The sequence below is a fragment of the Gemmatimonadota bacterium genome, assembly GCA_022560615.1.
In the GTDB taxonomy this organism is placed as follows: Bacteria; Gemmatimonadota; Gemmatimonadetes; order Longimicrobiales; family Gaopeijiaceae; genus UBA1138.
Genome location: JADFSR010000023.1, coordinates 22,807 through 45,248, shown reverse-complemented (window position 1 = coordinate 45,248; position 22,442 = coordinate 22,807). Strand labels below are relative to the sequence as shown.

Below are 22,442 nucleotides of genomic sequence, written 5' to 3'. Positions count from 1 at the left end.
AGCTGAGAAGACGGGTTGGCTTCAGAACACCGCGATCGGATTCACGGGTGAGCCCGTCCCGTTGGGAATCGGCAACGGAGCGATCATCAGCATGAACTCCCACCGCCCTTGGGCCGCTGCCATCTCGGCCAACGCATCGAGATCCGCGCGGTCGAGCAGGTGAATGCCCAGCATCGTCAACGCGAAGTCGTGGAGCGCCAGCGTAGGCAGGTCGCCTTCAGGACGCGGCGTGTAGCCCGGCGTCTCCCATCCGAGGACCGCGATGTCCCGCGCCTTCAGCCACGGGATGACCGAGTTGTCGAAGCCGGCCGCCTCAGCCCATGTGTCGAACGGCCCGACCGCTTCCCGCCTCGCCCATCGGCCCCAGCGCAGCAGCATCGCGTCACCCGAACCCACGCGCACGCCGGTCTCGGCCTCCCACGCCTCCAGATCCTCGACGGTGATGCGGGTTCCCGGCTCCAGATACGGCACTCCTTTCAATCTGGCGATGTCGTACAGCACGCCGCGCGTCACGATTCCGTTCTTCATGGTGAGAACCGAGTTCTTCAGCGCGCCACCCTCCATTGTGACGAGATCCTCGATCGGATAGCCGTTCCACATCTTGCCGCCGAAGAAGCGATGGGCGAAGCCGTCGATGTGCGTCGAGCCGAGACCGTGGATGCATCGATACGCCACGCGGTCACTCGCCCCCCTGGGGCTGGCGTTCACCATCTCCCACTGCACGGGGCAGGGGTTGTCCACGGCTTCTTCCGTCTGCGCGGTCCTGGCGAGCGATACTGTGATCCCGTCCTGCACCAGCGCCGCTGCCTCCCGGCGCTTGGCCGGCGTGATCAGATTGAGCGCGCCGATCTCGTCGTCCGGCCCCCACCGACCCCAGTTCGAGAGATCCTCCAGCCACCGCTCGTACTCGGCCTCTGTGATCAGCGGGAGAACCTCTTGGACGCTGGCGGCCGGGACGGCGCCGGCAAGCAATAGCAACAACGCGGCCCCGGTCCCGGCGCTGATCGTGAGAATCCGTTGACGGGAGATCTTCATGTCGTCACCTCGTACGCTGTACGGCCATCGCTCTAACAATCGGGTGAAGATGAGAAGTGGGGCATGGAATGGGCAAGAAGCGCTCATGGCGCGTGGGGCTCCTTGCGGACGGGTCGGCGTAGGTAGTATTATAGTAGTATGAAAGTAAAGACATCAATCACACTTTCTGAAGACGTACTCGAGCAGCTGGATGGGGTGGCCGGTTCTGAGTCGCGGTCGGCGCTCATCGAGCGAATCTTGCGCGCGTTCCTCCTCCGCCGGGAGCTCGATGAGGTACAGGCCAGGGACCGGGCGCTCCTGGATAGGGATGCGGACGTGTTCAACGCCGAGGCTCTGGACGTCTTGGCATACCAGGCGGGTTGGCTGGACCCTGATGACTGATGCGCACGTCCGGGTCACCCGGTGAGAAGAGGAGAGCTCTACCGAGTGAGAAGGCCCGGAGGCGACGTCAGGCGGTCCCGAGTCTTCGTGGTGGTCAGTCGCCAAGCGCTCATCGACTCCCGGTTCGCGACCGTGGTCTGCGCCCCCGTGTACACCAAGGGAGAAGGGCTGTCCACGCAGGTGCACGTCGGTACCGATGAGGGACTCAAGCACCCGTCATGGATCACGTGTGACAACCTCGTGAGCCTTCCCAAGTCGCGACTCACGGACTATGTCGGTGCGCTGTCGAGACCGTCCATTACGGAGATGAATCGAGCGCTACGGGCCGCGTTGGATCTCCTCTGACCTATCCCGAAGCCTTCGAGAGGAGTCACCTCGGATCCTCACCGACCTTCACGATGGCCGTCTTCGCTACGCCGCCTGCGCCGCTCGACTCGCGCGTGCTGGGAGCGTCTGAGCAGGTTAGGTGGGGGGGGGTCGAGTCAGCCGGAAACCCGCATTTCGGACTTGAAGCCATTCGTGCCCGAGTACGACCAGTCAGCGTCCGCACTTCTATGTGTGTGGACGACGGACTCATACTGCACGTAGCCGTGGTACGTACGGGACGGGAGGCCGTTGATGGTGATGGGGCCGCCATCCAGGCCCGGAAGCAGCTTCATCTCCACGGTCGACTCGGGTACTGAGAACCGGAACGTGTCTGACGTCTCCGAAACGGTCAAAGGCACGGGCTCTATTACCTGCGCGAGCCGAGCGAACCCTCCGAACGCTACGGGCAGGAGCCGATCGAGGGTCGAGATCTTCTCGTCGCCAAGTGCGTCATCGACGTAGATCCGCGTCCAGCGTCCCATGTAGAACGTGACCACGAAGTTGATACCCGCCAATTCATCGCCCTCGAACTGACCCTCTCGGACCTGGATCAACCGCGTGCCGTGGCAAGTCCGCTCAGGCCTCCCAAAGTTGCAGGAGAAGACGGCCACGCAGTCGGTGGATCGATCACATCACTCAGCAGGAGTTGGCCGATCGGGTCGGTGTCACGCGACAGACGATCCTCTCCATCGAGAGGGGTCGGTACAATCCTTCCGTTGGCCTAGCGTTGCGGCTCGCCGAAGCGTTCGACGTCTCCGTGGAGGCGTTGTTCGAGCTCGATGAGGAGGAAGGCCATGACTGAGCAGGCTGCGGAAAAGTCGCTGCCCTCGATGCCCGGATTGATCGCGGGCGGTCTTGTGATCCTCGGAGTGCTGCTCTGGATGTTCGTGGCCGAGGGCCTTCTGTTCGTGTCTGGGCTGGGTGCCTTCGGGCCAGGCATCCTTCGTGAATTGGGCTGGCTCAAAGATCAGGATGAGTTCAAACGGCAGGCAGCGCACCGGGCTGGATACCATGCCTACCTGATCGGAGGCCTCGCCACAGTCCTCGTAGTCTCTGGGCTTCGGTGGCGCGGGACGGACCTCGAAGACGCATCCGAATGGATCATGCTCATCCTGGTCATCCTGTGGATGACATGGCTGTTCAGCGCACTGCTGACCTATTGGGGAGCACGAAAAACAGCGTCCCGAGTGCTCATGATATTCGGTTCGTTCTGGGCCGTCTTCGTCATCGCATCCATCATCGGCGAGTCAGGCAATACGCTGGAGCTTCTGCTGGGCGTGCTCATGGGCAGCCTTGTCGTTGCGCCGTTCTTCGCGCTCGGGTGGACAGCCGGGCGATGGCCTCGCCGGACGGGCGCGGCGCTTCTAGCCGTGTCCGCGCTCTTTCTCGTGATATTCGTCCCGCCCCAGGTGGCGAGGCCCCTCAAGTTGTCGACTATACTCGTCACGGACGCGCTGCTGCTGGTGCCGCTGATCGCTTCTGGAGTCGCACTTCTCCGGGATGCGGACCGCGACGATCCGGACGGGGATGACTCGGATGATGAAGGGGCGCCGTAGCGGCGTCGGCCGCCTACCGGAGGACAGGCTCCAGATCCGAGCCGCGCGTTGCCAGGTGTGTTCGCACCGTGAATGTTCCGGCGCAGACGCACTCGAGTCGGAGGGAGTATCCCGTGAGAAGCAACGGACGGGCCGTGGCAATGACGCTCGCTACGTTCGCCGTGGCGACGAGCCCACTCTTCGCGCAGAGCGACGGCGCGGACGATGGTAAGAAGCACATGACGATGGAAGAGTCTCTCCTCCTTCCGGCGTGGCGCGGATACCGTCTGTCCCCGGACAACACCAAGCTGGTCTTCACCAAGCGGGAAATGGACACCGAGGAGTGGGAGAGTGTCACCCACGTCTGGGTCCACGACCTCGAGACGAACGAATCGATTCAACTCACCAACTCGGCGCGTGGCGAGAGCAATCCTCAGTGGTTGCCCGACGGCCGCATTCTCTTCAACTCGCGTCGCGGCGAGGGAGATGACGATGACGATGACGCAGGGAACCGTTTTTGGGCGATTTCACTGCGCGGCGGCGAAGCGGTGCCTTTCTTCGACGATGACGAAGCGCCCACCAGCGGCTCGTTTACCCGAGACTTCTCTGTGATCGCCTACACGGAAGAATCCGAGCGCGTCGATCACGAGGAATGGGAGGAGCGGAAGAAGAATAAAGACGACGCCTACTACGCGGAGGCGAAGCTCACGTGGCGCCAGCTCTGGGTGTACGACCCCGAGTCGGGTGAGAAGACGCAGATCACAGAGGGAGAGTTCGACCACCAGGGACCGCAGTGGTCGCCCGACGGCCAATGGATCGCGTTCACGTCGAACCGGACCCAGACGCAGATGGGCGATCCCGATCGTAGCGACAACACAGATGTGCTGGTGGTTGCAGCCGATGGTGGCGAGCCCCGAAATCTCAGCGCGAGCAACTCGGGCGCGGACCGCGGGCCGGTATGGTCCCCGGACGGGACCCGGATCGCCTACACGGGCTCGCTCGTCGAAAACGGCGGCGCGGCCCAGAGCGACGTCTTCGTGGTCGATGTGGCGGGGGGTGAGTCTCGCAATCTCACCGAAGACGTCAACCTCTCGGCATCCGGCGTGCGCTGGTCCGCGGATGGCAGCGAGATCCTGTTCACAGTCGCCAACGGCCTCACGTCGCACCTGTACAAGGTGTCCGCCGGAGGCGGCGAGCCGGAGATGATCCTGCCCGACGACGAATACATTTACGGCGGCACGACGCTTTCAGACGACGGCACCAAGCTGATTTTCACCGGTAGCTCGCTCTACACCACCGGCGAGGTCTTCATCGCCGATGCGGATGGCTCGAACATCGAGCACGTGCTCAGCCCGACCAACGAGATGGAGGACTTCGAGCTCGCGCGTTCCGAGCTGCTGACGTGGGAGGGCGCGGGCGGCTGGCAGATCGAGGGCGTGCTCACGTATCCGCTCGACTACGTGGAAGGTCAGCGCTACCCGATGATCCTGCAGGTTCACGGTGGCCCCCACGGCCGTTTCTCCAAGGGCTTCAACGCCGGCTCCCAGATTTGGGCCGCCCGCGGATATGCGGTGCTGCGCGGAAACCCCCGCGGCAGCTCCGGCCGCTCCTACGAGTTCTCCAACGCCAACTTCATGGATTGGGGCGGCAAGGACTTCGAGGACCTGATGGCAGGCGTCGACCACGTCGTCGACATGGGTGTCGCCGATGCCGATCAGCTCGCGATCATGGGAGGGAGCTACGGCGGCTTCATGACCTTCTGGGGCGTCACCCAGACCGATCGCTTCAAGGCCGCGATCGGCCACGCCGCGATCTCCGACTGGTACGCCTTCTACGGACAGACCGACATCCCCTTCCTGCTCGAGTTCGGTTTCGGAGGCCTGCCCTGGGAGACGAAAGAGACCTTCGAGCGGTTCTCGCCGATCGAGTACGCGGGGAACGTGACTACGCCGCTCCTCATCACGCACGGCGAGCAGGATCGACGCGTGCCGATCACCCAGGGCGAGGAGTACTTCCGGACGCTGAAAAAGATGGGCGCGGACGTCGAATTCCTACGCTTCCCGCGAGAGGGCCACGGGATTCGGGAGCCTCGGCACCGCATCTACCTCGATCAGGAGCAGGCCAAGTGGTTCGACCGCTGGGTCCGGTCGCGGCGGGCGGTCACGGACGCTGAAGGATAGGGCCTCAGACAGCCACGGGTTCGATGCTTAGTCCCCCAATGGACTTCTCACTGACCCCCGACCAACAGTCGATCTGCGACGCCGTGCAGAAGGCGTGCGCTCCGTTCGACGATGACTACTGGCTGGAGCGCGACCGTACCGAGGAATTCCCCTTCGACTTCCATCGCACGATGGCGGACGGCGGTTGGCTCGGCATCGCGATGCCGGAGCAGTACGGCGGGGCGGGCCTGGGCGTCACCGAGGCCGCCTTGATGATGCATACGGTAGCGAACTCGGCCGGAGCGATGAGCGCCGCCTCGGCGATCCACATCAACATCTTCGGACCCCACGCGATCGTGGTCTTCGGTACGGACGAGCAGAAACAACGCTGGCTGCCGCCACTCATTCGAGGTGAGACGAAGTCCTGTTTCGGCGTCACGGAGGCCGATGCGGGTCTGGACACGACTTCGATCACGACCACGGCCAGGCGTACGGACGAGGGATACGTGATCAGCGGCAAGAAGGTCTGGACCTCCACGGCCCAGGAGGCCGACAAGATCATGTTGCTGGCCCGCACCACGCCCAAGGAGGAACGCGAGCGCAGCACCGACGGACTGACCCTCTTCTACACGGACCTGGACCGCGACTACTGCGACGTGAAGACGATTCCCAAGATGGGTCGCGCCGCTGTCGATTCCTGCGAAGTGTTCATCGATGGCTTGCCGGTGCCTGTGGACGACCGGGTCGGAGAGGAAGGGCATGGATTCGCTTGCCTTCTCCACAGCCTCAATCCGGAACGAATTCTCATCGCCGCCGAGGCGATCGGGATCGGACGGAACGCCCTCGCCCGTGCGACCGAGTACGCGAAGACGCGCGTCGTATTCGATCGTGCCATCGGTCAGAATCAGGCGATCCAGCATCCCCTGGCACAGAGCTGGATGGAACTGGAGGCGGCCTGGTTGATGACGATGCGTGCTGCCAGCGTCTACGATTCAGGAGAGGCGTGCGGGCTCGAGGCCAACGCCGCCAAGTATCTTGCCGCGGAAGCGGGCTTCCAGGCCTGCACGCGCGCCGTGATGACCCACGGCGGCATGGGCTACGCCAAGGAATTCCATGTGGAGCGCTTGCTGCGCGAAGTGATAATCGCGAGGCTGGCGCCCGTCAGCCCCGAGTTGATCCTCTGCCATGTCGCAGAGAAGGCTCTGGGGCTGCCGAAGTCCTATTGAGTCGCGGACTCACGGCGTCGCCCATCCAGACATTGCATGGTCAAGTGCGGTGACATATATACCGACACTCACGAAGACAAATAACCGGCATGTTTGTCAAATGACCGACGGCTACCCTCACCTCGCGTTCCGCAGGCACTGGGATGTATCGCCTAAAGCTCGCTACCAGCTCGGCCAGTGTCACGCGATCATCCTCGCGGTCTGCCAAATGCCGCTCCGACCCGAGGACCGCGATCGCTTGCTCGGCGTCTCTCTGGTAAGAGGTGCTCAGGCGACCACTGCCATCGAGGGGAACACGTTAACAACGAGAGAAATCGAGCGCGTCGCCGCGGGCGAGTCCCTTCCCCCTAGCAAAGAATACCAGGAGATCGAGGTACGAAACGTCCTCGAGGCCATGAACGGGCTCCTGGTCGAAGTCGCCACGGAAAGAGAGGGTCAGCCGATATCGCCGGAATTCATCCTCCGTCTACACGGAATGATCGGCAAGGACCTCGGGCCTCACTTCGACGCTGTGCCGGGCCGCTTCAGGACCGACGACAGGGTTGTGGGACCATACAAATGTCCCGCTCCAGAGTTGGTCCCGAGCTTGGTTGATCACCTCTGCGCTTGGCTGGCCGAGGAGTTTCTGTTCAATACCGGGGAACAGCCGTTCGCAGATGCGGTGGTCCAGGCGATCATCACGCACGTCTACATCGAGTGGATTCACCCGTTCGGTGATGGGAACGGAAGGACAGGTCGACTTCTGGAGTTCTACGTCCTCCTCCGTGCCGGGACTCCCGACATCGCTTCGCACATCCTGGCGAATCTCTACAACGACACTCGGCCGGAGTACTACCGCCAACTCGAGCAAGCTGCGAAGACCCGGACCTTGACCGGATTCATCGACTACGCGGTCCAGGGCTTCCGCGACGGCCTCATGGAGACGCTCGAGGGGATCCAGAGGGGTCAATTCGAGATCGCATGGCGTGGCTTCATCTACGATCGATTCGCCGAACTGGGATATACGAAGAAGAACGTGTTCAAGCGACGGCGTGAATTGATGCTCAGCTTCCCAGTTGGCCACGACCTTACGTTGGACGACATCGCTCTCCTCACGCCCAGCCTGGCTCGGAGCTACGCTCGGCTCTCTGAGCGCACGCTCGTCCGCGATCTCGAAGTGCTGGAGGAGATGGACCTCATAGCCAAGACCGGCGATCGATACCGCGCGTGCGGGGACGCGCTGAGTCTCCGGATACCCTGGCGCTTGCCGATCGAGCTTCGATAAATCGCTAGGCGCTACTCCGCTACGCCTCCCAACCGTACCGGCGTCGCTCCCCCCAGGTGGATGCCGTTGAAAAGGAACTTGAAGGTCGCGTGAGGCTGTGACCGCTTCTTGATGAGCGGACCAAAGAGGAAGATGCGGCCGTCACCGAGCTTCGCCTCCGAAACCGTCGTGCCGCCGAAGAGCCTGTGCTCTCCCCACGCCCACCCGCTCAGCAGCGGCGTCTCGGAATCGAACCACGCCACGGGTGTGACGCCCTGGCTGGCCGCTTGCGGCAAGAGGCGGAAGACGGGGCTGTTGTTGAACATGATGTTCGTGTGGTCCCCGAAGCCGTAGGCCAGCGGGTGTGTGTTGTCGACCGCCATCTCGAGCACCGAGCTGGGCACGTAGTACACCGCGCGCCCCAAGGGATTGTTCTCTCCATCCGTGAGATGGTTCGTCATGGGCAGACCCGCATGTGTGGCGATCGCCGTGGATGAACCGATGGCCAGGAGCGTGCCGCCGTCCCGAACGAAATCGATGAGGTTCGGGATGGTCTCGTCGGCGGTGATGCTGCCGAGCATCCTCTGATACTCCTGCGGGATGCTGCCTTGGCCTCCGCGGCCGCCCCCGCCGCGCCCGCCGAATCCGCCAAAGCCCGTGCTGGCTCCCGGAATCCCTCCGTCCTCGAATACCAGGACGTCGAAGTCGTCTCCGAGCCCCGTATCATTCAGTGTCTGCGGGTAGACCACTTCGTACGGGAACTCGTACTGCTCGAACATCCAGCGGGTCCAGCCCGACGACATCGAACCGCCGTATCGGTCCCACAGGCCGAGGGTGACCGGGCTGAGCTCCAGCGCGTCCACGGACGGCGTCGACGCCACGCCGACGAAGTCCAGGCCGAGCTCGGGGGCGATCTGGGATATCATCTCACGGCTCGTCGCGGTCGCGGGCACCCACAGCGTTCCAGCGGGCCAGCTCTGACCGGCGGCCATCACGGCCTCCGATATCCAGTAGACCTTCTGGTCCGCCGCTAGCAGCCGGTTCGTGGCGATGGCTGCGTCGATTACGGCGTGGCTCACCATGAAGCCTGCCGCCCCGTCAGCATCGGTGATGCGACCCGGAGGCGGTGACGAGAAGCCTTGCACCACCTCGAAGGGCCCGTCGAAGCCGTCCAGAATGCGATCGAACTCCACGCCCATCTGTAGCGCAAGCGTGTAACCGGCGTTGTCATAGGGGGGCACCGGTGGCCCTCCGTCGTACTCGAAGTCGTTGGGATGATCCTGCGGCTCGAACATGTCGTATACGTGCGGAGCGTATGCCTGGTCGCTGCGCACGATGAGCGAGTTGGCAGGGTAGGACTTGCCGGCGACCGTGAAACGCGCGGTGGCCCGGTGGATCGTGACCCCGTTCTTCTCCAGCGTGTTCACAAACTTCACCGCGGTGGGGAAGTCGGGCTGGTCCGCAGGAATGATGTACCCCCTCGGGTCTCTCAGGTCAGGATCCCGAAATAGTTGGAACCCCTCGGGCGCCAGACCACCACGACCGAAGCCCCCTCGACCCCCGCCCGCTCCCGCCCGCCTACCCGCCGCGAGCTCGGCGGTCACCCTCGCGACGAGCTTGGGCCTGATGGTCCACGAGTCCTCACTGCCGCGCTGGATGGCGTCTTGCCCCATGCGATAGCGGTTGTGGAGCAGCGTCTCCCTGTAGCGCGAGGCGTAGTCCAGAATCGCGCGGTTGTTGGTGATGGAGTAGTCGACGGACTGCCGGAAATGCCACTCCTGAGGCTCGATCGGTGCGGGCAGGTCGTTGACCGCTAGCAGCCGGTCGGGCACGAACTGGATGCGCATGGGAGTTGGATTGCCCTGCGTCTCCGTCAGGATGCCGATCATGTTGTGGAAGTAGCTGGTCGTGCGGAGGTTGCCGTTGAACCACGCGGAATAGTTGGCGCCCTGGCGCATCGTCGCGCCCGGCTTGCCCTCGGCGACGAGCCTCTGATGGATCGCGGTGCCTACCGCCTGAATGCCGAGGGTCACGAGCGGATGCACGTTGTGGTTGGGTGGATCGCGGAACGGTGGCGCGAACAGGACGGTGCCCGACGGGCCCGTCTGGTGATGGTTGTACATGATCTGGGGATACCACTCGCGGAACATGATGCGCGAGATGTTCTCCGTCTCGGGCTGTGTCACCATGTACGAGTCGCGGTTGTTGTCGTGCCCGATGTACTTCTGATAGAGACGGGGGATGCCGCGCGTGCTTCGCTGCATCGGGTCCGGCTCGCGCATGTACCAGCTCGACACCAGCTCCATTCCGTCCGGATTCGCGTGCACCAGAAGGGTGATCACGTCGTCCAGGAAGCGGTGAGTCTCGGCATCGTCGAGGCTCACCATCTGGTATGCCATCTCCATGAGCTGGGCCGCGCCCAGCACCTCGGTCGCGTGCAGCCCTCCGTCGATCCACACGACGGCCTTCGCGGTCTGGGACAGCTCGCGTGCCTCTTCCTCGCTGAGATCGTTCGCGAGCGCCAGCCGCCGCGCGTTGCTCTTGTGCTGCTCGAGGTTCGCGTGATTCGCCGGAGAAGTGATGATCGCCATGAGGTGAGGGCGACCTTCGGCGGTGTAGCCGATGGTGTCCAGCACCATGCGCGGCGACTCCGTGGCGAGCGTCTGCCAGTACTCGGTCAGCTGCGTATACGTCGCGAGCCAATAGTCGTCACCGATGTCGTGGCCGAACTGGGCCATGGGTGTCGTGACCTCTTGCGCCTGGAGAGCCGGCCCGGTCACTGCCAGGAGCCCAGCGCACAGAAGTGTCCGGATGGATGCCTGCGAAGACTTTTTCATGATGACCCTGCCGCTATGGGGAGCCAGCGCTCCCGTTTGGAAACAGAATAGCCACTCCTGTCGATCTCCCCACGGCCGACACACTTTGCGGCGTGACCCCATCGCCGCTACGGGCGAGCAAGGAGCGGATTGACATGACTACGTTGAAGACACTTCCGGCTGCTGGTTTGCTCGCGCGATCACTCGCGCGATCGCTCGCGTGGCTCGCACTGCTCATGTTGGCGCTGCCGGCCTCCGCTGCTGCGCAACAGCCCGCCGAGACCATCATCCGAAACGGCCTGATCGTTACCGCCGACGGGCGCATGGAGGCGGACATCCGCATCCGTGGCGAAACGGTCGTCGAGATCGGACCGAGCCTCGCAGCCGGTGCAGGCGCGCGGGAGATCGACGCGAGCGGAATGCTTCTGCTTCCGGGTGCCGTCGACCCGCACACGCATCTCAACCCGGTGATGCCGGACCCGCCCGAGCCCAACAGGAACCAGGACGACTACGCGAGCGGATCCGCGGCTGCCTTCGCGGGCGGCGTGACCACGGTATCGAACTTCATTTCGATGCGGTCGGGCGAGGACGTGGACGCGTACGCCGCTCGGGTCATCGGCGCGATCGAGCGGAACGGGATGGCCGACGTCTTCGTGCACGTCGCCGTGGGCAACGACCCCACGCCGTTCGTGCGCAGCCGTCTGGACGAGCTGGTGTCGAGAGGCTTCGTGAGCACGGGCGAGGATTTCATGGCCCGGCCGGCCTACGACCAGCATGTGCTCGAATGGTACCGGACGTTCCGAGCGTCGGGCGGGGCAGGGGTGCTCAGCATGATCCACGCCGAGGACTATGCGATTCTCCAGGAGGCCAGGGACCGTCTCATGGCCGAGGGCCGGGGCTCGATTCACAACTTCGCCCAGAGCGCCCCAGCCGTCGCAGAGGTGGTCGCTGTGCAGAGGGCCGTCGCGATCGCGGAAGCGACCGGCTCGCCGATGTACATCCTGCACGTCTCGTCGGGGCGCGCGCTGAAGGTGGCCGAGGACGCAATGGCGCGAGGGCTTCCAGTCTATGTGGAAACACGGCCGATGTATTTGCACCTCACGGCGGCGGTGTACCAGCGGCCGGACGTCGGCCTCTACCTGGGCGGGCCACCGCTGCGTGACAAGTGGGACCAGGACATGCTGTGGGAAGGGATCGCCAAAGGCACGGTGCACACGATCGGAACCGATCACACCGGATATACGAGAGCGGCCAAGCTCGACCCCACCCAGACGCTCGCGAACAAGCGGCTGGGCCTCGCCAATCTCCAGGAGTACCTGCCGATGATGTTCTCCGAGGGTGTGCTGACGGGTCGCATCACGCTCGAGCAGTTCGTCGCAGTTACTTCGACGAACGCGGCCAAGCTGTTCGGTTTCTATCCCCGGAAGGGCACGATCCAGGTCGGTTCGGATGCCGACATCGTGATTTGGGACCCCACGATCACGAAGCTCATCCGTGACGAGGATCAGCTGTCGAGGGCAGGGTACTCCACCTATGCGGGCTTGGAGGTGACTGGCTTCCCGCGCACCACCATCCGCCGCGGTGAAGTCGTCTACGACGACGGCGCGGTCGTGGCCGAGTCCGGCTCGGGAAAATTTATCCCGGGCGCGCCGTTCCGGAGGCCGGTGTTGCGGCCCGTGACGAATCGAGAATAGCGGGGAGGCGTGCTCACCTTGGTCACGGATCACGGTTGAAGGACGCGTTCGTCCGTTCGTTTTAGCTTCTTCCCCCATGATCTCCGTTTCAAACCTCGAAAAGTCGTTCGGCGACCGCACGCTGTTCACCGGCGCCTCCTTCCAGCTCAACCCGGGGGAGCGCTACGGGCTGGTGGGCGCCAACGGGTCGGGCAAGACCACGCTCCTCAACATCCTGTGCGGTGACCTGGAGTCCAGTGACGGTACGGTCTCCGTGGCGAAGCATCTCCGGATGGGAGTCCTGCGCCAGGACCAGTTCGTGTACGAGAACGAGGAGATTCTCAAGGTCACCCTCATGGGCAACCCGGAGCTGTGGCACGCGATGGTGGAGAGGGAGGCGCTGTTGGCACGCGCCGAGCAGCACTTCGACGCGGACCGGTTTTCCGAATTGGAGGAGACTTTTCAGCGGCACGACGGATACACGGCCGAAGCCCGAGCCGCCACGATTCTGGAGGGTCTGGGTCTCCCGACGGAGGTGCATCGCTCTCGCGTGTCCACGCTGTCGGGCGGATTCAAGCTTCGGGTCTTGCTCGCTCAGGTACTGGCGAGCGCCCCAGACATCCTTCTTCTCGACGAGCCGACCAACCACCTCGACATCATCTCCATTCGCTGGCTCGAGATCTTCCTGCGCGACTTCAAGGGGCCGGCGGTGGTCATCTCCCACGACCACCGATTCCTGGACAACGTGATGACGCACGTCCTGGATGTGGACTACGAGACGGTGCTGCTCTATCACGGGAACTACACCGACTCTCTGAAGGCGAAGCAGCTGGAGCGCGAGCGCAGGGAGAAGGACATCGCGGCCCGCGAGCGGGACATCGCGCATCACCAGAAGTTCGTGGACCGGTTCCGGGCGAAGGCGAGCAAGGCTCGGCAGGCACAGAGCAAGGTGCGCATGATCGAGAAGAAGGCGGCTGCGCTCACGGGGCTGCCCATGAGCTCGCGGCGCTACCCCACCTTCCGATTCGAGCAGAAGCGCAACAGCGGGAAGGAAGTGCTCAGCATCAAGGGCATCAAGAAGGCCTTCGGCGACAACGAGGTGCTGCACGGCGTGGACCTCACCGTGAACCGGGGCGACCGGCTGGCCATCATGGGGCCCAACGGCATCGGCAAATCCACGCTTCTCAAGATCATCATGGGCGAGTTGGAGCCCGACGGCGGAGAGGTCCAGTGGGGGTACGAGACCCACCTGGGCTATTTCGCCCAGGACCACCACGAGCAGTTCGAGACGCCGAAGCGCACGGCCGAGGACTGGGTCTGGGATTTTTGCCCGGACAAGGACATCGGCTATGTGCGCGGCCGGATGGGGCTGATGCTGTTCTCAGGCGACGACGGCAAGAAGCGGCTGAGTGCGCTCTCGGGTGGAGAGGCTACGCGCCTGGTCTTCACCCGGTTGGCGATCGAGCGCCCGAACGTCCTGGTGCTGGACGAGCCGACCAATCACCTGGATCTCGAGTCGATCGAGGCGCTGGTCGAGGGACTGAGAGCCTTCGAAGGCACGCTCCTGTTGGTCTCGCACGATCGCTGGTTCGTGAGCCAGCTGGCCACCCGCGTCGTGGAGATCAAGAGCGACGACATCGTCGACTACCTGGGCACATACGAGGAGTACGTGCACTTCTGCGGCGACGACCATCTGGACACCGACCGGGTGATCCTCAAGGCCAAGCGGGAGAAGAAGAAGAAGGCCAAGGACCGGTCCGGCGTGTCGGTCAACGGGAGCGGGCCTGCGCCGGCAGGGGGCCGGCGAGGTGTTTCGAAGGCGCACAGGAGTCGCATGCGCGAGAGCCTCGACACGCTGATGGCTCGCGTCGACACGGCCGAAGCGCGTGTCCTGGAAATCGATGAGCTATTCTGCCAACCCGGCTACTACGAGCAAACTCCGCCCGACGACGTCAGGGCGCTGGAGGATGAGCGTTCGCGCCTGAAGAGTGAGGTGGCCGAGCTGACGAGCGAGTGGGAACGGACCGAAGAGGAGTTGAGCGCGCTCAAGGCCAAGTAGCCGAAGGCTCTGACCCTCAGCTGATCGGCCTTCGCACCGGTCCGCGAATCCATCTTCCCGGCTTTTCGCCGGTGAGGCCGCCATTGAGGATCACCGGCACGCCGTTGATCAGCAGATCGGTGATTCCCACCGAGAACTGGTGGGGATCGGCGTACGTCGCCCGGTCCGCGATCACGTCCGGGTCGAAAACCGCCACGTCGGCCCGCATCCCCTCTGCGATGAAGCCCATGTCCGCGCGTCCGAGCCACTGGGCCGGCATCGACGTCATCTTCTTCACGGCTTCCTCGAGCGTGATGACGCCGAGCTCGCGGACGTAGCGAGCGAGCACGCGCGCGAAAGCTCCATAGCTGCGCGGGTGGGGGTAGCCGATGCCGTAGCCCACCGCGTCCCCGTCGGTCTCGATCATGGCCAGCGGGTGCTGCAGGATGCGGATGACGTCGGCCTCGTCCATCGCGTGGTAGATCGCGCTGAACCCGCCCTGTAGCTGGAGCTCGATCGCCAGGTCGATCCCCGTCTCCAGGTCGTTGGGGAGACCGCGGTCGGCGGCGTAGTCCGCCAGCGTCTTTCCGTTGTAGCTCTCGTCCGAGCGCAAGACGCGGAACTGGATGCGAGAGATGTCACTCCCGGTCCGGTCCGTGGTGAAGATGAAGCGCATGTCCTCTTCCAGGCGCGCCCTCGTCTCGGGGTCTGCGACGCGCTCGGCGAACGCGTCCGAGCCACCCGCGAGCGCCCACTGCGGAAAGAGGATCGAAGATCCGGTGCTCGAGGCCGTGTACGGGTAGAGGTCGTGCGTGACCGTCAGCCCGGCCGCGTTGGCGGAGTCGATCATCGCCAGCGTCTTCTCGCTCCAGCCCCACTGTGCGGCTCCAGCCGCCTTGTGGTGGTTGATCTGCGCCGGGATGCCGGCTTCGTCCGCGATTCGGATCACTTCGGCCACCGACTCGATGAGCCCGCTCGCCTCGTTTCGCATGTGGCTCACGTAGATTCCTCCGTGGGCCGCCGCGACCTTGGCCAGCTCTATGATCTCCTCCGTTTCGGCGAAGTTCGCGGGCACGTAAAGAAGGCCGGTCGAAAGACCCAGCGCCCCATCGCGCATCGACTGATCGACGAGTGCCTTCATCTCCTCGAGCTCCTGGGGCGTGGGGGCGCGGTTGTCCATGCCCATGACTCGCTGGCGAGTCCAGGAGTGACCCGCGAAGAACCCTACGTTGGGCGCCATCACCAGGCTCGAGGCGAAGTCATCGAGCGGCCAAGGCTGTCTGCCGGAGTGCAGCGAAGCGATGATGGTGGTTATCCCCTGCCGCAGGAAGTTCTCGGCCAGCGGATATTCCGCGATCGTCTGCTGGATGTGCGCGTGGTTGTCGATGAAGCCCGGTGTGACCACCTGGCCGCTGGCGTCGATGACGGTCGTCGCCTCGGCGGGGTCGATCCCGTCGCGGGAGACCGCAACGATCCTGCCGTCCGAGACCGCGACATCGGCAGCAAAACCGGGCGCGCCGGTGCCGTCGATGACGGTGCCTCCGCGGATCAGGACGTCGTACCTCTGGGCGTGGACAGGGGCTGCGGCGGGGGCTGCCGCGAGCGCGGCCGCGATGGCGAGGAGCGCAGTCTGACGCATGATCTCCCTCCGTATAGGTATTACGTAGAACGGTCAAGGCGCTCCCGACGCGGAGGTGAGCATGCTAGTGCTCACCGGAGTGTCCGCGCAGCGGCCGGGCCCGTTGGTCATTGTACGCCCTACGCGCTGAATCAGCGAAGCGTACCGAGGCGACGAGGCGCTCGGAACGCCTCTTTGGGCTGCTTAGCTGCTGATCCAAACCGGTAGCGGACGCCATGTCCCCATGATGCCTACTCCATTCCGCTAGCTGAGATTGTAGGCAAGATTGGTCCGCCCGTGTCGCGAATCAGCGCGATCACGTGGCGTGGGCTCTCGCCCGAGAGACCCACACGTACCGTCCGCACGTTCGGGAGGTGAGTGATGCAGGCCCTGGAGAATTTCCTGAGTCAGTTCGGTGCGTTCAACAACTTGGCCGCCGACCCGCGCTTTCAAGCCCTTATCGTCGTCGTTCTAAGCTTCGTGGTCGCCAAGATCGCCGACTGGGTCATCTCCAGGCTGATCACCCGCTGGGCACAAAAAACCACGACCGACCTCGACGATCGCATCGTCGAGATGCTGCATCGGCCGCTGTTTCTGTTCGTACTCATCGGGGGCCTGTCGGTGGCCGTAGATCTGCTCTCACTGCAAGGTGTCATGCGAAGGGTCACGTTCGGTGCCCTCGGCACAATGGCCGTTTTCATCGGCTTCGGTCTCGCGATACGCGTGAGTGGACTGGCCCTAGAGGCCCTGAGTCAGCAGGCTGACCGCTTCCGGTTCATCGATGAACAGACACTGCCCCTGTTTCGCAACCTGTCCAACGTGCTGCTGTTGGGGGCGGGCGCCTACTTTCTGTTCCTGGTTTGGGACCTGGACGTTACTGGGTGGTTAGCCTCGGCCGGAATCATCGGGATCGCAGTCGGCTTCGGCGCCAAAGACACGGTCGCCAACTTCTTCGCGGGTGTATTCATCCTCGCCGACGCACCGTACAGGATTGGGGACTTCATCATTCTCGATACTGGAGAACGGGGACGGGTCACCCACATCGGGCTTCGCAGCACTCGCCTCCTGACCCGTGACGACATCGAGGTGACCGTACCCAACGCGGTCATGGGCAACACCAAGATCATCAACGAGACGGGGGGACCTCACAAGAAGGAGCGCATACGCATCAAAATCACATGCGCCTATGGATCCGACATCGATCACGTGAAGAAGGTGCTTGTCGAAACCGCCGTTCATCTCGACGGCGTGTGCGCCGAGCCGGAACCACGCGTCCGTTTTCGCGCGTTCGGCCCCTCTGGACTCGAGTTGGAGCTCCTGGGTTGGATCGAGGAGCCCGTCCTCCGCGGCCGCATCACCGACGCGCTCAACACCGAGGTGTATCGCCGATTCAACGAGGAGAAAATCGAGATTCCCTACCTGAAGCAGGACGTGTACATAAAGGAGATGCCACGGTAGACGTCCCGCATCCGGCGAAGCAAGATCCGGTAGGCCGCCAGCAAGACACCTCAGGAGTAGCCCATCCATGGCATCACGTCGTGCCATCCTCGACAGCTCACCTCCAACGTTTCGTAGTAGGTCTAGCGCGGAGCTGGGAGACGCTGGATGCGATCGGGTCTATCTTGTGAGCGATGCGTGCCATCGCACGCGTCGACATGACCCTTCAGCCGACAGAGGCCCCTCGTGACCAGACGCTCACTTCGGAATCTTGCCCTGACGATGGCAGTCCTATTCGTCGGTACAGCGTGCACATCGGAGCCGGCCGGCGACGGGGCGGAGGGTGCCGCGACTGTCACGAGTGGCGCGTCTGTTGAGGGAGCGACCCTCGACGCTGCGACAGCGCTCGGCGTGTCGAACGCGCGTATGCCGTTGCCCCATCTGGTGACGGCCGGCCAGCCGACCGAAGAGCAAATCGTCGGCCTCGTGGAGGCTGGCTTCGCTCACTTCATCTCACTGAGGGTAGCGGACGAGCGGGGAGCCGGATGGGAAGAGGCTCGTGCCGCCGACCAGTCGTTCGACTTCGAGCGCCTCCCGATTTCCGGTGGAGACGCGCTCACGCGCGAGAACGTGGAGGCGCTCGCGGCTCTGCTGGAGTCGGTGGGAGAAGAGCCGACGGTCCTCTACTGCGGGAGTAGCAACCGCGTCGGAGCCATGCTCGCCCTCAAGGCGTACTGGGTGGACGGGGCCGATCCAGAGGCTGCGTTCGAACTGGGACAACAGGCCGGCATGACTCGACTCGAAGGTCGGGTGAGAGAGCTTCTCGGGCTTGATTCCAGCGGCTAGCGCAGGCGGATAGGCAGTCCAGCCGACGTACCGGCTAGGAAAAGGATCCCAACTTCCGGAGGGCCGAGGGCGTCGGTTCCCGTCACGACCTCCGCTCTTCGCTCGTTTGTACCATGAGCCGCCAGAGTTGTCGATCCTAATCTTGCCCGCGCCACGACCCATGTCACGAGCCGTCATCCACTTTCGATCCGTTCTTTCCGTCGCACTGGTCCTGGCCGCGTGCACTGACTCGTTCGGCCCCGGGTCGGAGTTAATCACCGAGCTTCCCCGGGCCCTCACGGTAGCCGAGCAGCGAGTCATCGGCGGCGTGAACAGCTTCGGGCTGGACCTCATTCGGGAGGTCGTCGCACGGGACGGGCGCGCAAACATCGTGCTCTCTCCGCTCAGCGCCTCGATGGCGCTGGGCATGACGCTGAACGGTGCGGACGGGGAGACGTTCGACAGAATGCGCGCGACGCTGGGATTTGCGGACCTCTCGCAGGAGGAGATCAATGACTCCTACCACGGGCTCATCGAGCTGCTGACCGAGCTGGACCCGGAGGTCCGCTTCGACATCGCCAACTCGCTCTGGGCCAATGAGGACGTGCCGTTCCATGCCGCCTTCCTCGAGGCGGTGAAGCAGGCGTTCGAGGCACGATCCGAGTCGAGAGACTTCCGGGACCCCGCCACACTCACCGAGATCAACGCCTGGGTCGAGCAAAGCACGAACGGTCTCATCGATAGGATCCTCGACGAGCTGGATCCCGAGCTCGCGCTGCTGCTCATCAACGCCATCTCCTTCGATGGCGCATGGACCACACGGTTCGATCCCGGCGAGACGAGTCGGCAGGGGTTCACGCGCGCAGACGGCTCGACGGTCCAGGTGGACATGATGTCGATCAGCGACGTGGAGTTCCCGCTGGGATTCGGCTCCGACTACACGGCGGTGGAGCTGCCATACGGCGGCGCGGCGTTCGCCATGGTCGTGATCGTTCCGCGCGAGGACGCTCGGGACTTCCTGGCCGGGCTGGACGCCGACACGTGGGATCGCGTGATCGGCGGGCTCACTCCCACGACCGTGGATCTCGTAAGGATCCCCAAGTTCAAGCTGACCTACGACGCCTTCCTGAACGACGCCCTCGATGCGATGGGGATGGGCTCCGCGTTCAGGCCAGGTGCGGACTTCACGCGCATGTCCCCCATCGGCGACCAGATCTGCATCGACTTCGTCCGTCAGAAGACCTTCATCGAGGTCGACGAGCGGGGGACCCGTGCCGCCGCCGTCACCGCGGTGGGCGCCCGTACGTTTTCGTTCAACGGACTGATCGCCGACCGACCGTTCGTATTCGCGATTCGCGAGCGACTGACCGGGACCCTTCTGTTCGTCGGGCTCGTGGGCGATCCGCAGGCGGAGGATCCAGGGCCGGAGCCGCTCGTGAGCAAGTGCCGGTAGGTCCGGTGTTGGTGCATGGCTCAGGGCTTCGCCACGACTGAACCAACTTCAGCGCCTTTGCCGGAGCAGGAAAGCGACGACCGTGTCGGTGGCGGCGAGCTCGAGGGCGGGGCCAGCGTTCCGTTCCGGGTGTTGAGTAGGCCGCAACCTCTGCCACACCCTGCCCAGCCCCGACCACCGCCGAGGACAACGCGCCCACCATCAAGGCCCGCCTCAGCGGACTGTGCCGCCACCGAGGCCTCGAGCACGCCGATGATTCGGGCCGTACATCGGCTGCATGCGGGCGGGGGTCGCCCGGCTGGTCCGGCGCCGGCTTGGGTAGCCGATAGAAGGAGAGAGCGGACCGTGCGCGTTCCTGGCCGGGGCCGGGGTGAAGCGGACGCGAAATCGGTTGGATTGCTCCGGCCGTCCTGGTCAACGATCAGTACTTCGAAGGCTTCCCTCCGAAGGGTTTCTTAGCTGCGCTCATTCGAGCCGCCAGGTAAGCCGGAGGAGGGCCCGCTTGCAGACGACCAAGATCCGCTGTATGGCTAATCCCTGTCAGGAGAACCCAATGAAGTTCAGTCCACCCGCCATCTTGTTCGCGTTCACACTCCTTGCGGCGGGTTCACCAATCGACCTTTCCGGGCAGTTGCCGGACGGCGCGCCTTCCTTACGGTGGAGCGTCGGGCCCGAGCTTGTCCGGATTGGGGACGGAGACGATCCCCAGGAGTGGTTCGAAGACGTTGCGGGTGTCGTCCTGACACCCGATGGGTCGTTGGTCATCGGCGATCTGGGATCGGACGAGATCCGCTTCTTTGACGCGACGACCGGGCGACACCTCAAGACGGTGGGTGGAAGCGGCCAGGGCCCGGGCGAAATCAACCGGATATGGGATCTGTTCGGGAGTGGCGCCGAGCTAATCGCGGTGGACGCGAGGGGCTGGGCTTCACGGTTCGGCCTCGATGGGACTTTTCTCGGCAGGACCCCACCAGTGATCTCGGCGATGGGTCGTCGTTTGAATAGAACGGGGTCTTTCGATGACGGAACCGAGTTGACGTATGTGGTTGAATCCGTCTCGGATGTTCCCCCCGGACGGACTACGGTGTGGATGAGAGTAGTTGCAGTGACCGGAGGGGAGCCTCGACAGATCATGAGGTACAGATACGGCCTCGCCACGCGGCGAGGCAGTGAACGCCCCCGCGGCCTGGTCTTCGGGCCGGTGGCCGCCCTCGGCCCGCAGGGTGACCAGTTCTGCGTCGGCTTCCCGGACAAGTATCTGATCGAGTGCTTTACACAAGCCGGTGAGCCACTCCACCAGATCGTTCGGGAAGTCTGGGAGTCTTCTGGGGTTATGCAGGACGACCGTGAAGCCCATTTCGCACGCATCGACGCTCGAAATACGCGTATGAGCGCGGAGGCCAAGAGGCGCCGTAGAAGGGAGATTGAGTTCGCTGACGAGTTCGCCTCTTTTGGTCGGTTCGTTGCGGGTGCAGCATCCGAGCTTTGGGTTGGTCCCTTGGAATGGTCCCTTGGTGGTCTCGTCCGGCATGCGACGCCGCGTGGCGAGACGGTGTGGTCGGTGTACAACCGGGATGGCGCATTGCTCTCAGATATCGTGCTCCCTTCCGGATTCAGGCTGATGGCTGCCGGTGACAACTATGTCGCAGGACTGAGCCGCGACGACTTCGACGTCCCGTCAGTCGTTGTGTACCAACTCAATCGGTCGAGATAATATCCGCGCTCGTAGGATGGCCCTTCGGTTGGCGCGAAGAAGCTCGACCAACCGTAATTGCTCAGCGGGTCCCCGATATCAAGATCACGTGCAAAAAGGGGTTGCCCGGCGACATGGTCGCTTGACGTAGCCAGCTTCTCGAGCGGCTAGCTCGTTTCGTCACACCCCCACGCGTCCACCGCCACCGGTATCACGGCGTTCTCGCGCCGAATGCCAAACTCCGTACCGCCGTCACCTACATCGGCAGACCCGACGCCGAGACACTCGGCGCTCAGCTCCCGAGCCCAACAGGCACGAGCCCAAGGCCGCAGCCCTCCCTCGATGCTGAGCCGGCTCGCCCCACCAACCCCGCTCGCGGGCACCCACCGAAGGTGGGTCTTGGGCCGTGCTGCTCGCTCGCATCTACGAGGTGTTGCCGCTGCTCTGTCCCGCTTGTGGTGGCCCCATGAGGATCCTCTCCTTCCTCACCGACCCGCCCGTCGTCACGGCGATTCTTCTACACCTGGAGCTCCCACACGCACCTCCGCCCATCTCGCCCGCGCGCGGCCCGGGGCACCGCGCGAAGCGTGGTCGGAGATCTCCTCCTCGACCAGACCCCGGCCTTCGATCCCACTGAGGCCGAGCCCATCCCAGACTTCGTCTTCGACCAGTCGCCGCCGGACGAGTTCGACCCCTGAGGGTCCGCCTCCCGCTGTCTGCCCGGACAAGCTGAGCCATTCGGCCACCTCCATCCGCCCGTCTGAGCATCCCCCCGTCCCACTCCATCATCCGAGCCCCGCGCACGTCTCGCGCGGCGACGGCTATCAACCCGACTCGCCCGACCCTCGCTCCGCGTCCCATCCCATTCCCCGACCTACCACGCCTCCCGCGTCGATAGGGCGGTTGAATCGGCTATCCATTCCATTGCTGGCAGACCTGCTGCC

17 protein-coding genes and 1 pseudogene are annotated in these 22,442 nt (G+C 64.0%); 14 read left to right on the top strand and 4 right to left on the bottom strand.

Annotated features, from left to right (window positions below; all coding sequences use genetic code 11):
* Positions 1–21 precede the first annotated feature (21 nt).
* The gene (locus IIB36_13435) at positions 22–1,035 is read right to left on the bottom strand and encodes a cyclase family protein (protein MCH7532742.1); all 1,014 of its coding nucleotides are present in this window, start codon (positions 1,033–1,035) and stop codon (positions 22–24) included.
* A gap of 138 nt (positions 1,036–1,173) precedes the next feature.
* Between IIB36_13435 and IIB36_13430 the strand changes: the two genes are divergently transcribed.
* Entirely contained in the window at positions 1,174–1,416 is a 243-nt protein-coding gene (locus IIB36_13430) for a hypothetical protein (GenBank protein MCH7532741.1), read from the top strand.
* A gap of 21 nt (positions 1,417–1,437) precedes the next feature.
* On the top strand, positions 1,438–1,761 hold the full coding sequence (locus IIB36_13425) for a type II toxin-antitoxin system PemK/MazF family toxin (protein ID MCH7532740.1): 324 nt from the start codon (positions 1,438–1,440) through the stop codon (positions 1,759–1,761).
* A 137-nt stretch (positions 1,762–1,898) separates the two neighbouring features.
* Here the strand turns inward: IIB36_13425 and IIB36_13420 are convergent, their stop codons facing one another.
* Positions 1,899–2,336, bottom strand: coding sequence for a hypothetical protein (locus IIB36_13420; GenBank protein MCH7532739.1), 438 nt, complete (start codon positions 2,334–2,336; stop codon positions 1,899–1,901).
* Between IIB36_13420 and IIB36_13415 the strand changes: the two genes are divergently transcribed.
* From IIB36_13415 to IIB36_13395, 5 genes are all read left to right on the top strand, one after another.
* Positions 2,297–2,584 (top strand): helix-turn-helix transcriptional regulator, encoded by a 288-nt coding sequence (locus IIB36_13415; GenBank protein MCH7532738.1) that lies wholly within the window; start codon positions 2,297–2,299, stop codon positions 2,582–2,584. The genes IIB36_13420 and IIB36_13415 overlap by 40 nt on opposite strands.
* Positions 2,577–3,338: a hypothetical protein gene (locus IIB36_13410; GenBank protein ID MCH7532737.1), complete on the top strand. Its 762-nt coding sequence runs from the start codon at positions 2,577–2,579 to the stop codon at positions 3,336–3,338. Before IIB36_13415 ends, IIB36_13410 begins: the two co-directional genes overlap by 8 nt.
* Positions 3,339–3,451: 113 nt before the next feature.
* A complete protein-coding gene (locus IIB36_13405) occupies positions 3,452–5,497 on the top strand; it encodes a S9 family peptidase (protein ID MCH7532736.1) in 2,046 nt (681 codons plus the stop codon).
* A gap of 38 nt (positions 5,498–5,535) precedes the next feature.
* Positions 5,536–6,702 (top strand): acyl-CoA/acyl-ACP dehydrogenase, encoded by a 1,167-nt coding sequence (locus IIB36_13400; protein ID MCH7532735.1) that lies wholly within the window; start codon positions 5,536–5,538, stop codon positions 6,700–6,702.
* A 100-nt stretch (positions 6,703–6,802) separates the two neighbouring features.
* The gene (locus tag IIB36_13395; GenBank protein MCH7532734.1) at positions 6,803–7,966 is read left to right on the top strand and encodes a Fic family protein; all 1,164 of its coding nucleotides are present in this window, start codon (positions 6,803–6,805) and stop codon (positions 7,964–7,966) included.
* A gap of 11 nt (positions 7,967–7,977) precedes the next feature.
* Here the strand turns inward: IIB36_13395 and IIB36_13390 are convergent, their stop codons facing one another.
* On the bottom strand, positions 7,978–10,782 hold the full coding sequence (locus IIB36_13390) for a peptidase (GenBank protein ID MCH7532733.1): 2,805 nt from the start codon (positions 10,780–10,782) through the stop codon (positions 7,978–7,980).
* Positions 10,783–10,916: 134 nt separating this feature from the next.
* Between IIB36_13390 and IIB36_13385 the strand changes: the two genes are divergently transcribed.
* Entirely contained in the window at positions 10,917–12,455 is a 1,539-nt protein-coding gene (locus tag IIB36_13385) for an amidohydrolase family protein (protein MCH7532732.1), read from the top strand.
* A gap of 76 nt (positions 12,456–12,531) precedes the next feature.
* Positions 12,532–14,493 (top strand): ABC-F family ATP-binding cassette domain-containing protein, encoded by a 1,962-nt coding sequence (locus IIB36_13380; GenBank protein ID MCH7532731.1) that lies wholly within the window; start codon positions 12,532–12,534, stop codon positions 14,491–14,493.
* A 16-nt stretch (positions 14,494–14,509) separates the two neighbouring features.
* Here IIB36_13380 and IIB36_13375 read toward each other — a convergent pair whose 3' ends face one another.
* The gene (locus IIB36_13375) at positions 14,510–16,111 is read right to left on the bottom strand and encodes a D-aminoacylase (GenBank protein ID MCH7532730.1); all 1,602 of its coding nucleotides are present in this window, start codon (positions 16,109–16,111) and stop codon (positions 14,510–14,512) included.
* Positions 16,112–16,471: 360 nt separating this feature from the next.
* Between IIB36_13375 and IIB36_13370 the strand changes: the two genes are divergently transcribed.
* The 5 genes and pseudogenes from IIB36_13370 to IIB36_13350 all read left to right on the top strand — a co-directional run bounded on the left by IIB36_13370 (position 16,472) and on the right by IIB36_13350 (position 21,968).
* Positions 16,472–17,548, top strand: coding sequence for a mechanosensitive ion channel family protein (locus IIB36_13370; protein ID MCH7532729.1), 1,077 nt, complete (start codon positions 16,472–16,474; stop codon positions 17,546–17,548).
* A 225-nt stretch (positions 17,549–17,773) separates the two neighbouring features.
* Positions 17,774–18,373, top strand: coding sequence for a hypothetical protein (locus tag IIB36_13365; GenBank protein MCH7532728.1), 600 nt, complete (start codon positions 17,774–17,776; stop codon positions 18,371–18,373).
* Positions 18,374–18,533: 160 nt separating this feature from the next.
* Positions 18,534–19,805, top strand: coding sequence for a serpin family protein (locus IIB36_13360; protein ID MCH7532727.1), 1,272 nt, complete (start codon positions 18,534–18,536; stop codon positions 19,803–19,805).
* 553 nt (positions 19,806–20,358) lie between these two features.
* The gene (locus tag IIB36_13355) at positions 20,359–21,519 is read left to right on the top strand and encodes a hypothetical protein (protein MCH7532726.1); all 1,161 of its coding nucleotides are present in this window, start codon (positions 20,359–20,361) and stop codon (positions 21,517–21,519) included.
* A 131-nt stretch (positions 21,520–21,650) separates the two neighbouring features.
* Positions 21,651–21,968 (top strand): annotated as a pseudogene (locus tag IIB36_13350) (transposase).
* The last annotated feature ends 474 nt before the right edge of the window (positions 21,969–22,442 follow it).

What these genes read in the sequence shown, in the direction of transcription:
- IIB36_13380 (MCH7532731.1), top strand. Translation starts at nt 12,532, where the DNA reads ATGATCTCCGTTTCAAACCTCGAAAAGTCGTTCGGCGACCGCACGCTG.
- IIB36_13400 (MCH7532735.1), top strand. Translation starts at nt 5,536, where the DNA reads ATGGACTTCTCACTGACCCCCGACCAACAGTCGATCTGCGACGCCGTG.
- IIB36_13395 (MCH7532734.1), top strand. Translation starts at nt 6,803, where the DNA reads ATGACCGACGGCTACCCTCACCTCGCGTTCCGCAGGCACTGGGATGTA.
- IIB36_13370 (MCH7532729.1), top strand. Translation starts at nt 16,472, where the DNA reads ATGCAGGCCCTGGAGAATTTCCTGAGTCAGTTCGGTGCGTTCAACAAC.
- IIB36_13375 (MCH7532730.1), bottom strand. Translation starts at nt 16,111, where the DNA reads ATGCGTCAGACTGCGCTCCTCGCCATCGCGGCCGCGCTCGCGGCAGCC.
- IIB36_13390 (MCH7532733.1), bottom strand. Translation starts at nt 10,782, where the DNA reads ATGAAAAAGTCTTCGCAGGCATCCATCCGGACACTTCTGTGCGCTGGG.
- IIB36_13430 (MCH7532741.1), top strand. Translation starts at nt 1,174, where the DNA reads ATGAAAGTAAAGACATCAATCACACTTTCTGAAGACGTACTCGAGCAG.
- IIB36_13410 (MCH7532737.1), top strand. Translation starts at nt 2,577, where the DNA reads ATGACTGAGCAGGCTGCGGAAAAGTCGCTGCCCTCGATGCCCGGATTG.
- IIB36_13435 (MCH7532742.1), bottom strand. Translation starts at nt 1,035, where the DNA reads ATGAAGATCTCCCGTCAACGGATTCTCACGATCAGCGCCGGGACCGGG.
- IIB36_13385 (MCH7532732.1), top strand. Translation starts at nt 10,917, where the DNA reads ATGACTACGTTGAAGACACTTCCGGCTGCTGGTTTGCTCGCGCGATCA.
- IIB36_13355 (MCH7532726.1), top strand. Translation starts at nt 20,359, where the DNA reads ATGAAGTTCAGTCCACCCGCCATCTTGTTCGCGTTCACACTCCTTGCG.
- IIB36_13360 (MCH7532727.1), top strand. Translation starts at nt 18,534, where the DNA reads ATGTCACGAGCCGTCATCCACTTTCGATCCGTTCTTTCCGTCGCACTG.